Genomic DNA, 11,080 nt, shown 5'->3' with positions numbered 1-11,080 from the left:
CTGCCGAAGCAGCTGCTGAGTAATCACCGCATTCAAAAAAAACCTGCCCAACGGCAGGTTTTTTTATTTAGCTTTCTTTCCGCTCAAAATAAAACCCCGAATTAATTCGGGGTTTTATCGATACTAATCTATATAACAAGATTAGTATTTACGTACTGTGCGAACTTGCTCGCGCCATACTTTTTTCTTGTAACGCTTAACAGCAGCGGCTTTTTTGCGCTTACGTTCTTGCGTTGGCTTTTCGAAGAATTCTTTTTTACGAACGTCAGCCAATACACCTGCTTTTTCACACGCGCGCTTGAAGCGACGGATGGCGATATCAACTGGTTCGTTCTCTTTAACCTTAACTAAAGGCATGGGATACTCCTAATAACAAGACAGATGGCATCGATCAGGCTGTGTTATGTTATATAGCGTCACGGTCTTGGGCGTGGGCATCAGCTCAAATCGGGATGGTCATTTTCCGCTGGGCGGATTGTCCAGCCAAAATCAAGCTAAGACAAGCGCAATATTATAAATGATGCACAGACAAAATACAACCAAAATCTGCGCATCATTTGGATAAATTAGAACAATTTATTATTTGCTTTCAGTGGTAGCGGCAGCATCTGTAGCGGCTTTAGCTTCTTCTGCTGTCGCTGCATCTGCTGCAGGAGCAGCTTCAGTAGTAGCTTCAGTAGCTGAATCGGCGGCTGGTGTTGCAGTGGTCGCACCAGATGCTTCAGCAAATGTTGGCTGACCGTGATCGTCGAACTTCACTTCTTCAGCTTTTGGGGCTTTTTCGATGGCGGCAGCTTCTGCTTCTGCTACTTTATCCACTGCATGAACTTTTTCGTGCTTGTCGCCACACGCTGATACAAGAACCGCTGCAGCTAATGCTGCTACCAAAACTTGAACTTTCATAATATCTCCAAATAATATTAAAACACCAAAATCAGGCCAAATATCTAAGCCAAATTAATCACAATTATCCGCTTATTATGCCATAAAATCCCACAATTTTCATAAGAATTAAATCACATATTGAAAATTTTTATTCAAATATACCAACATCAATGCGCGACTACCAAACTTTACAAATTCTTTACCAAAAGATGAGTATAATGTGCCAAATTTTAACCAAAATAACCTTAAAAAATTAACAATTAGGAGTCCCTATGGCTGGTGGTAGTTTATTGATGTTGCTTGATGACATCAGTACCATCCTAGATGACGTGGCAACGATGACTAAACTTGCGACCAAAAAAACCGCAGGTGTCTTGGGTGACGACCTAGCACTGAACGCCCAGCAAGTAACCGGCGTGCGTGCAGATCGTGAGCTTAGTGTCGTCTGGGCGGTGGCAAAAGGCTCATTCGTCAATAAGCTAATCTTGGTACCTGCTGCACTCATCATCAGCGCGGTGGCGGCCTGGTTGATTACGCCGCTTTTGATGATCGGCGGCTTGTTTTTATGCTTTGAAGGCGCTGAGAAGATCGTTCATAAATTCGCACCCCAATTGCTGCCCCATGACCTAGATGATGAAGATGCGCATGTCGAACGCTTGGCAGCGAATGCTGATGAATCAGTGGACTTGGTCGCACTCGAAAAAGAAAAAATCAAAGGCGCCATTCGCACTGACTTCATTCTATCTGCTGAGATTGTCGTTATCTCGCTTGGCGTGATGACTGCCAGCACATTACAAACCAAGGCCCTGGCCTTATCCGCCATCGCCATCTTGATGACAGTGGGTGTTTATGGGCTGGTTGCACTGATCGTAAAAATTGACGACGTCGGTCTAAGCCTCACTCAAAAGCCTGGCGCAGGCAGTCAAAAGCTTGGTCGTGGCTTGCTAGCCTTTGCCCCAAAACTCATGAAATTCTTATCCATCGCAGGCACGCTTGCCATGTTCTTGGTAGGTGGTGGTATCTTGGTTCACGGCATCGACATCCTGCATCATCAAGCCGAAGATCTGGCAGCGCTTTCGGGTGTGTTTGGCGGATTGACCGAAACTGCCTATAACGGCATCGTTGGTCTGTTGGCTGGATTGATCATTCTTGCGCTCTATGTGCTGTTCAAAAAAATGACAGACAAAAACGCTCATTGATTTTAGCTGATAAAAATAACCCCTGACTTAGCAGGGGTTATTTTTATGATTAATAAATTAGCGTCTTTGCTCTATAATGACTGCATCTATGCCATTACTGCTTAATTTTTGTGCAGCAGCACTCACCTCAGCACGGCTCGACATGGGCGCTGAGACCACCTGATAAAAGGTCGCCTGAGTCGCGCTGTCCACACGGCGCAGGACTACCGCATCCACGCCTGCTAGCATGACTTGGGCACGCTTCTCATCTGCCGCTGCTGCATCAGAATAGCTTCTAATCTGCAGAATATAGGTCGTCCCCGCTGGCTTAGTATCTTCGGAGGCTATTGCCGCATCGTCGCTATCATAGGTAGCATCTTCTTCTATAATCTCGATCTTCACTTCTGGTTCGTCTTTGGCTTGAACGACAGCATCAGCACCCACCACTCGGTCGCTATTGGCATTCGATTCTTGAACGCTAACACCCTCAGGCACACTGCGAAAATCCTGCTTAGGCAGAATGTCATAGAACTCATAGTTAATCGGCTCAGAAGATGTGGCCGTAGGAGCGCCTATAGATGCAGAAGCGCCACCAGCATTGGTCTGTGGAACGATGTCATCTTCTGCTTGGATCTGCACAGCTGTCGCACGTCTGTCATCAAAGATGGGCGAACGATAGATCAGCACGGCAATCACCGCGCCAATCGCGATCGCCAAAAGCATCCAAAACAAACTTAAAAGCCCTGAGCTTTTTCGGACTTCGGTTTCTTTATAGACGGCAGACGGTTTTTGTTTATTTATCATGTTAGTTAAAATTTAATGAAATTAAATCCATAAATGCGATATTGTAGCAAGTTTTTTGGATTAAGTGGAAAATTTTACGCGCTTAAGTCAGTAATTTTGGCATGTTTGGCTCAATTCATTCAGTTAAAATTATGCTATAATAGAACAAAGTCAATAATAAAAAAGAGAACCGCCATGATTCTAGCTGTCTCAGAAGAAACCATCACCGCCGCAGGTCTATACATCCTACTGCCGATTTTTATTGCGTTTTTGTTCTTTATTATGTGGGATATCTCCAAAAAATCTAACGCAGGCAAGCAAGGCACCTTTTGGATTTTTGTCGCCTTAGGCATGGGTTTTTTTGGATTCTTGGCAAAAATCGTGATCGAATGGGTGCTTGGCAAATGGTTTATTTAACCATCTGACCCAAGATTCTCATCTTTTTGCGATCATGACAGCGCGTTTTGGTGCAGGATAGCCCTCTACTGTTTTAGTTGGGTCGTCTTTATCCAAAAAGTCCGCCAAAGACTGGTAATCCATCCACGCTGTCGCCCGCTGCTCATCGGTTGAAGTCACATCCACATCCACACAGCGAACATCGCTAAAGCCCGCCTTAGTGAGCCACTTGGTCAAGGCAGGCACGCTTGGTAAGAAGTATACGTTATTCATTTGCGCGTAGCGATCATCTGGTACCAGCACGGTATGCTCATCGCCATCCACCACCAAGGTCTCAAGCACAAGCGTACCGCCCTTTTGAAGCTGACCTTTAAGCTGCTCAAAGTGCTCAAACGGCGATGCGCGATGATACAACACGCCCATACTAAATACCACATCAAATAACCCACTATCAGCAGGTAAGCTCTCAAGCGGCACAGGAATGTAATGCACGGGCAAATCCACACCCATGAAGTGCTTAATCGCCATGAATTGATGATAAAACAGACAAGATGGGTCGATGACAATCACCGATTTGGCGCCATCACCAAGCATTCTAAAGCCGTGATAACCCGAGCCGCCACCCACATCCAAGATCCGTTTATTTTGTAGATCTAAATGCGCCCTCACACGCTCCCACTTAAAGTCCGAACGCCATTCTGTGTCAATGTGAATGCTCTTGTCCTTATCATCAGATGACAAGAAAAATGGACCCTTTCGCCACGGCTTTAGGTTCATCAGCAGGCTTTGCGTTTTTTTAAAATCAGCCATTTGCCAATCTAGTACAGCTTCGACTTTATCGCTCAAATTCGTGCTGATGGTCGGCACTGCCGGCAAACGCTCAATGGCGGACGCATAAAATGGCGCATGCGCATAACGACGTTTATCCTTGATGGCAGATAGCCAGCTGGGCATGGTAGCGATCCACTCGCCTGCTTTTGGGTGATATTTACTCATCTGTATCAGGTGCATATATAGCGCCTGCTCAGCATTAAAAATCGTATTATTCATGATAAATTATTGTTTAAAAGCAATCATCGATACAAAGTTTAAAAACCGAAACCATGTCAAGCTGCGATCAAATCCGGCTTGAGCCAGTCGCTCATGATGCACATCCAAGGTATCGGTAATCAGTACATTCTCCAGAGCGTTACGCTTACCGCTGATCTCAAGCTCACTATAGCCATTGGCACGCTTAAAATCATAATAACGCTCAACCTGCCAAGCATCATCCTGCTCATCGACCAGGTGCGTCTTCTCGGTTAAGATTAGTATGCCGCCTTCATTCAGCGCGTCGTGGCATTTTTGTAGTAGTGACAGACGAACATCAGGTGGCAAAAATTGCAAGGTCAAATTCAGCACAATCATGTCACATGGCTCAAATTCAATCTCGCACACATCCGCTAAGACAAAGCGAATGTCATGATTAGGATAATGCTCACCAAGCACCGATTTGGCACGCTCAATCATCGGCGCTGAGATGTCAATCGCACGAATCTCAATGTCATCGGCATCAAATTTATCCGCTAAAGCAAAACTCACCGCACCCAAAGAACAGCCCAAATCATAAATGCGGCTGATTTTTTTGCCCGATTCATTAATTTGACCGAAAGACAAATGACGCTTGGCAAAAATCGGCAACATCGCAAGCATCTGCCCATAACCTGGCACGCTGCGTCGAATCATGTCAGGAAAACACGCCACCACTTCTTCATCAAAACTAAAGCGTGCGTGCTTGTCTAGCGGCGTGGTAAATATCGTGTCATTGCCTGCGTTAGGCTTGGTATCATCGTTCATGGTTGATTTTGTGATATTTGTCTATATAAACGTGTTATTCTATCATTTTTTGGCAGACTAAGGAAAAATTATGCAACACATCATCTTGGGCGGCGGCTGTTTTTGGTGCACAGAAAGCGTGTTTTTGTCATTAAAAGGGGTGCAATCTGTCGTATCGGGCTATGCAGGCGGCACAGCACAGACCGCAGACTATGAGACGGTCTGCACAGGGCAGACAGGTCATGTTGAAGTCATTGATGTGACTTTTGATGAGAATGTGATTGATCTTTCGGTGATTTTGGATGTGTTTTTTGCCACGCATGACCCCACAACCCCAAACCGTCAAGGCAATGACATCGGCACACAGTACGCCTCGATGATTTTTTATACCGATGGCGCTCAGCTTGATGTGATTCATGACAAGATCAATGCCTTAAAGGCAGATGGCATCGCGGTCGTGACCCAAGTCCGCCCTGCACCCGAATTCTATCAAGCAGAGGATTATCATCAAAATTTCTTCGCCAAAAACCCTGCTCAGTCGTATTGTAATTTTGCCATTCCGCCAAAGCTTGCCAAACTGCGCGCAAATTTTAGCGAATATTTAAAATAACATAGAGAAAAACACACAAATCCACCGTTTGGTGGGTTTTTATTGGCGCAACGCCTAGCTTTCGATGTATTTTTCTGCTTCTTCTAGGTTGACCGTCACAAGGCTTGAGATGCCCGCGGTTGGCATGGTGATGCCTTTTAGCTCATCGGCGATCTGCATGGCAAGCTTATTATGACTGATAAAAATAAACTGCACGCTGTCGGCAAGCTCGTGAATCAAGCTGGTAAAACGTCCCACGTTAGCATCATCAAGCGGCGCATCCACCTCATCAAGCACACAGAACGGCGCAGGATGCTGTTTAAAAATCGCAAAAATCAAACTTAGTGCAGTCAAAGTTTTCTCACCGCCAGAGAGCACCGCCAGACGACTGTTCTTTTTTCCTTTTGGCTGCGCCATCAATACCAATCCTGCTCGCCATTTATCTGCTTTGGTCAGATTCTCATCATCAATCAGCGTAAGGCTCGCCTGACCACCACCGAATACTTTGGTAAATAGCGAATTAAGCTCGGCATTCACAGCATCCAGTGCAGACAAGAATAACGCCTTAGTCTTCTCATCGATGGCAGAGATCGCGTCTTTTAGCTTCGCCATACTCTCTGTGATGTCATTAATCTGGGTATCCATGGGCGACACGCGCTCTTCAAGCTCGGCAAGCTCTTGGGCGGCCGCAAGGTTCACCGCGCCCAGCTTGGCGATGTCTGCCTTGATGGCATCGATACGAGCGGTGTTGTCCTTGAATTTTGGTGTTTTGGCTCGAAAATCTGCCAACGCCGAAGGCAAATTAAAGCCTTCATCGATGCGCATCATCTCATCACCTAAGTCATTCAAACGGCTCTCGCCCACCGCAGTATCTGCTGTGATCTGTGCAGCTTCTGTCTGAGCCTTAGCAAAATTCGTGTGTGCCTCGGTCAAGTTCTCTTGTAGTTTTACCTGCATGAGCTGCAGCGCCTTGGCGGCCGCCTCATGTTCTTCGCTGATGATCTTAAGCGCGACGGTCTGAGCTTTGGCGTCTTTGAATGCCGTCTCAAGCTGTGGCAGCTTGGCGGTGAGATTTTTTTCGTTGTCTTTGACGACTTGGATGTCAGTCTCAGCTTGACTCAAGTTTTTTTGGGCAAGTTCAAGCAGTCTTTGAGTGTGAGTGAGTGCTTGGGTAAGCGTGCTGTTTTTTAGCTGAAGCCCCTGATGCTCATCCGACAATGCCTTAACCTGAGCGTTTAATTCATCCATGCTTTTGGTCATGGCCATCATCGTATTTTGTGCTGCCTCAAAACGCGGCAGATGCTCGCTCAACTGCTGAATGCTGTCAGCTATTTGGCTTTCTAACGCCTTAAGCTCGCCTCCGATCTCTTCTTTTTCTTCATCCAGAGCGGCTTTATTCTTAGCAAAATTCTCTCGCTTGATGGCATCGGTTTGAATTTTGGCCTGTAATGTCATATGTGCCTGCTGCGCCTTATGGAGATTTGAGAGCACGGCTGTCATCTGAGCATTTTTCTCATCTTGGGCGATTTTAAGTACTTCAAGCTGAGCGGTATGAGTTTTTAATATTTTTTCGCTTTGCTCCAGCTCATCTTCTAACGCGCCCAGCTCATCTTCTAGCTGACCCAGACGCTTGCTGTGTTCGGCTTTTTGACTAAGTAGCGACGACTCCGCGCCAAAGCTTGAGCCATGAATCATGCCAAACGAGCCAATCAGCCAGCCTGTCTTGGTCAAGATTAATCGACCATCTGTGATCTGATCGCTCAGCCGAGATAAAGCCTGCTCGCCAAGCTCTTCATCCAGCAGATAGCAAGCATCGAACAGCTTTAATCTTGGCGCATCGAACAGCTGCCCAAAAGCGATGAGACTGCCATCATTCACGCCATAGCCGCCACCCGCCTTAAAGATGGCTCGGCTCGCTTGTTTGTCCTTGACGCTCGGCGCTGCCAAAGCTGCCTTTAATGCCAAATCATCAAAAATCTTGGCATCCATCCAAAAACCCAAGAATCCATCCAACACCCCAGCAAAGCTCTCGCCCTGACGACTCAGGCGTACCACGTCTTTTAGACGAGTCAGATGCGAAAAATCATCGGTATTGGTTGATGCCTCTTCTGCCTTTGGTTTGGCGTGTACCATCTTATGCAGGATGTCATATTCGCTCGCCAAGGCGGTATGGCGCTTCTCAAGGGCAGCGTGTGATGCTTGTAATGACTGAACCGTCTTGGTTAGTTCGTTAAGCTTATCTTTATCATCATCGTCCGCCAAAGATTCTTGGCGTAGGCTTAGCGTCTTAATCTCGCCTGCCAAACGGGTCAATTCATCAGTATCAGCACTATTTTCTTTGCCAATAGACTCAAAAGACAGCACCAGCTCATTATGTTTTTTTATCCATTTTTCGCGATTGGCCAGCACGCGGCTTTTTTGAGATTCAGCAAGTTTTTGGGCATTTTCTAGGGTGTTTTTTTGAGCTTGAAGCGTATTTACATCATCTCGGATGCTTTGCCAATTGCCTTGAAGCTGATTCAGTTCAGCTTGTTTTTGGGTAAGTTGATCGCCCAGTGTCTTTAATGATGGCTCAATGTTTGCACGCTCTTCGTTTAGCTTGGTCAGTTCTTTTGTGGCGTGTGCGATGCCATCTAGCGCTTCGGTTTTGATGAGCGTTAGCCTTTGGATTTTATCATCAGCTTGGCTAAGTTCTTGATTTAATGTATAAAAATTATGCTGAGCTGTTTGCTCCGCCATCTGCGCATTATGATATTTATCACGTGCATCATCCTTTAGCCACTGCCCTTCGGCAACCTTATTGGACAGACGTTCAAGCTCCACTTTGGCTTTATTTACCACAGTTTCAAGCGCGCTTAGGGTCTCTGATGAGCTGACCTGCTGGGTTTTTTTGTGTTCGTGATATTGCCACGCCTCAAAGATACGCTTTAGCAGGTCTTCTTTGTTAATTTTGGCAAGCTCATCGGACAGCTCTTGATATCTTTTGGCGGATTCGGCTTGGCGCATGAGCGTGCGCTGTTGTTTTTTTAATTCGCCCTGTAGGTCGGAGAGGCGTTCCAAGTTATCACGGGCTTCGTCGAGCTTTTTTTGAGTTTCGTCACGGCGCGCCTGATAACGAGAAACACCCGCCCCCTCCTCGATGAACGAACGCAGCTCCATCGGGCTAGAATCCACGATTCGCCCAATCATGCCCTGCTCGATCACCGCATAACTTCGCGCACCCAGACCCGTACCCAAGAACACATCCACCACATCACGGCGACGCACTCGCTGACCGTTGATGAAGTAATCAGATTTGCCGTCTTTGGTCACTTGACGGCGCAGGGTCAATTCTTGATACAGGTTCAGCGCATGACGAATGCCGCTGCTCTCATCCTGAGTATGTTCAAAGGTCAGCTCCACACTCGCCAAAGATTTGCCCGCTCGTCCCTCCACCCCAGCAAAGATCACATCACTCATCGCCCCGCCGCGAAGTTGCTTGGCGCTCGTTTCACCCAGCACCCAGCGAATCGCGTCAATCACGTTCGACTTACCACAGCCATTCGGCCCGACAATGGCGGTGATGTCATGCTTAAAGGTAAAAGTGGTGGGATTGGCAAAGGATTTAAAGCCGGCGAGTTTTAGGGATTTTAGGCGCATGATTTGGCAGTTTTTGGGATAATAAGAAACAAAAGATGGCTATTATAACAAATTTTGAATGTCGTTTTGTGCAATCTGTGTGGTTTTCTTGGGTTCTAATAATCAACCAACATGTATTAAAATTAAAATGAAAAGACTGAATTTAAATTTGCGATAAAAAAGCCTTGATTAACATCAAGGCTTTTGGCATATTCAGCGCAAATCAGCCTGAAAAAGCACCCCAGAACAATTGACACCCCACCACAATGAGCAAACAAGCAAAGGCTTTTTTGAGTGTGGCGGCAGGCATTTTGTGAGCGATTTTTGCCCCAAGTTTGGCAGTGATGAAGCTTGCCACGCTAATGGCAACAAAGGCAGGCAAATGCACAAAGCCAATCAGTCCCGCCACAGGCTCGCTCATGTTTGCCACATGACTTCGCCCAAATATCATAAATCCAAGCGCCCCAGCAATGGCAATTGGCAGACCACACGCCGCACTGGTGCCGACCGCTTGTTTCATCGGCAAACCTGCGTGCGTAAGATACGGTACATTCAAGCTACCACCGCCAATCCCAAAAATCGCCGAAGCCATGCCAATGACACCGCCCGCCACGCTTTGACTCATTGGCTTGGGTAGAGGCTTAATGTTCTCATCCGCCTTTTTCATGAACATCTGAATAGACATGATGATGGCGAACACACCAATCAGACCTTGTAAATAATCCCCTTGAATCAGTGTTGCCACCCACGCCCCAAACAGCGAACCAATCACCAAACCATAAGTCAAGTTTTTAAAGACGTCCCAGCGCACACCGCCTTTTTTGTTGTGGGCAGTTAGCGAGCTGATAGACGTGATGATGATGGTCGCGAGCGCCGTCCCCACCGACACATGTGGGATAATCTCACTAGGGAAACCATATGCCGACAAAATCCACACCAACGCAGGCACGATGATCAGACCACCGCCCACACCAAACAGCCCTGCGCACACACCTGCAAACGCTCCTGCGACCACAAACCATAGATACATCATAATGACACACTCATCAATTAATAAAATTGTGCTATTATAGCTTAATTTTACCCATTTTAAAAAACCAAAATTATGGCTTTTGTTACATCTACGCATCACACCCATTTTGACACGACAGACAGCACGAACACCCAGCTTATCCATGCCATCATAGACGGCGCGCACCCCCACACCGCCCCCCACCTATACACGGCAAGCCATCAGACGGCAGGGCGTGGACAGCATGGGCGGACATGGGTGAGTGGTGCGGACAATGTGTTTTTGTCTTTATATGTTCCGATTGGGCAGGGGCGATTTGACTTATATCAATTATCGGGCTTATTGTCATTGGCGGTCGGCTATCAACTTGCCCAATTAAAAATCATTCAAATCATCAATCAAACTCGCACCGAAAATAACTTACCCCCCATTGGCGTAAAATGGGCAAATGACGTGGGTTTTTATGATGATAAAGCAGGATTTTTTAAAAAATTGGCTGGTATTTTAATTGAACCTGTTTTTAAAAAATTGGATAAAAATACGCTTGTGGGCGTGGTGATTGGCGTGGGGCTAAATGTCAATAATTCGCCTATGATAAAAGACGGTCTTTATCAAGCGACTTGTTTAAAAGAATTATCCGACATAAAAACAACCGCCCAAGATTTATATATCCCAATGGCAAATGCAATCTTTCAAGCGGTAGAGATTTGCAATCATTGCAAAGAACCCATGTATCTGCAAAATTTTATTGATAAATTTAACGCCAATCATCTTTTGACCGACAAACTTATTCATATTTTTATG

Annotated in this window: 11 protein-coding genes; 4 read left to right on the top strand and 7 right to left on the bottom strand. The window is 46.3% G+C overall.

Annotation, left to right across the window (positions count from 1 at the left end; translation table 11 throughout):
• Nucleotides 1-141: 141 nt before the first annotated feature.
• Nucleotides 142-357: a 30S ribosomal protein S21 gene (rpsU, locus tag GY683_RS07140; protein ID WP_036365938.1), complete on the bottom strand. Its 216-nt coding sequence runs from the start codon at nt 355-357 to the stop codon at nt 142-144.
• Between the two features lie 222 nt (nt 358-579).
• On the bottom strand, nt 580-903 hold the full coding sequence (locus GY683_RS07135) for a hypothetical protein (RefSeq protein WP_297288078.1): 324 nt from the start codon (nt 901-903) through the stop codon (nt 580-582).
• A 254-nt stretch (nt 904-1,157) separates the two neighbouring features.
• Here GY683_RS07135 and GY683_RS07130 point away from each other — a divergent pair, with 254 nt between their 5' ends.
• The gene (locus tag GY683_RS07130; protein WP_297288077.1) at nt 1,158-2,084 is read left to right on the top strand and encodes a DUF808 domain-containing protein; all 927 of its coding nucleotides are present in this window, start codon (nt 1,158-1,160) and stop codon (nt 2,082-2,084) included.
• A gap of 57 nt (nt 2,085-2,141) precedes the next feature.
• On the opposite strand, the gene GY683_RS07125 is transcribed toward GY683_RS07130, so the two are convergent.
• Nucleotides 2,142-2,867, bottom strand: coding sequence for an SPOR domain-containing protein (locus GY683_RS07125; RefSeq protein ID WP_297288076.1), 726 nt, complete (start codon nt 2,865-2,867; stop codon nt 2,142-2,144).
• A gap of 174 nt (nt 2,868-3,041) precedes the next feature.
• On the opposite strand from GY683_RS07125, the gene GY683_RS07120 reads away from it, so the two are divergent.
• The gene (locus GY683_RS07120) at nt 3,042-3,263 is read left to right on the top strand and encodes a DUF2788 domain-containing protein (protein WP_297288075.1); all 222 of its coding nucleotides are present in this window, start codon (nt 3,042-3,044) and stop codon (nt 3,261-3,263) included.
• A gap of 18 nt (nt 3,264-3,281) precedes the next feature.
• Here GY683_RS07120 and cmoB read toward each other — a convergent pair whose 3' ends face one another.
• Together cmoB and cmoA are read right to left on the bottom strand one after the other, a co-directional pair.
• Nucleotides 3,282-4,292: a tRNA 5-methoxyuridine(34)/uridine 5-oxyacetic acid(34) synthase CmoB gene (cmoB, locus tag GY683_RS07115; protein ID WP_297288074.1), complete on the bottom strand. Its 1,011-nt coding sequence runs from the start codon at nt 4,290-4,292 to the stop codon at nt 3,282-3,284.
• Nucleotides 4,293-4,298: 6 nt separating this feature from the next.
• A complete protein-coding gene (gene cmoA / locus GY683_RS07110) occupies nt 4,299-5,078 on the bottom strand; it encodes a carboxy-S-adenosyl-L-methionine synthase CmoA (RefSeq protein ID WP_297288073.1) in 780 nt (259 codons plus the stop codon).
• A 70-nt stretch (nt 5,079-5,148) separates the two neighbouring features.
• Between cmoA and msrA the strand changes: the two genes are divergently transcribed.
• Nucleotides 5,149-5,667 (top strand): peptide-methionine (S)-S-oxide reductase MsrA, encoded by a 519-nt coding sequence (gene msrA / locus GY683_RS07105; protein WP_297288072.1) that lies wholly within the window; start codon nt 5,149-5,151, stop codon nt 5,665-5,667.
• A gap of 54 nt (nt 5,668-5,721) precedes the next feature.
• Here the strand turns inward: msrA and smc are convergent, their stop codons facing one another.
• Nucleotides 5,722-9,285 carry a chromosome segregation protein SMC gene (gene smc / locus GY683_RS07100; protein ID WP_297288071.1) on the bottom strand — a complete coding sequence of 1,188 codons (3,564 nt, stop codon included), beginning with the start codon at nt 9,283-9,285 and terminating at the stop codon, nt 5,722-5,724.
• Nucleotides 9,286-9,487: 202 nt separating this feature from the next.
• A complete protein-coding gene (locus GY683_RS07095) occupies nt 9,488-10,297 on the bottom strand; it encodes a sulfite exporter TauE/SafE family protein (protein ID WP_297288070.1) in 810 nt (269 codons plus the stop codon).
• Nucleotides 10,298-10,369: 72 nt separating this feature from the next.
• Here GY683_RS07095 and GY683_RS07090 point away from each other — a divergent pair.
• Nucleotides 10,370-11,080: biotin--[acetyl-CoA-carboxylase] ligase (locus GY683_RS07090; RefSeq protein WP_297288069.1), on the top strand; the 711-nt coding region annotated here is incomplete at its 3' end.

It is taken from the genome of Moraxella sp. (genome assembly GCF_024227015.1).
Taxonomy (GTDB): domain Bacteria; phylum Pseudomonadota; class Gammaproteobacteria; order Pseudomonadales; family Moraxellaceae; genus Moraxella.
Note: the sequence above shows the minus strand (reverse complement) of the source record. Positions and strands in the feature narration are given on the sequence as shown.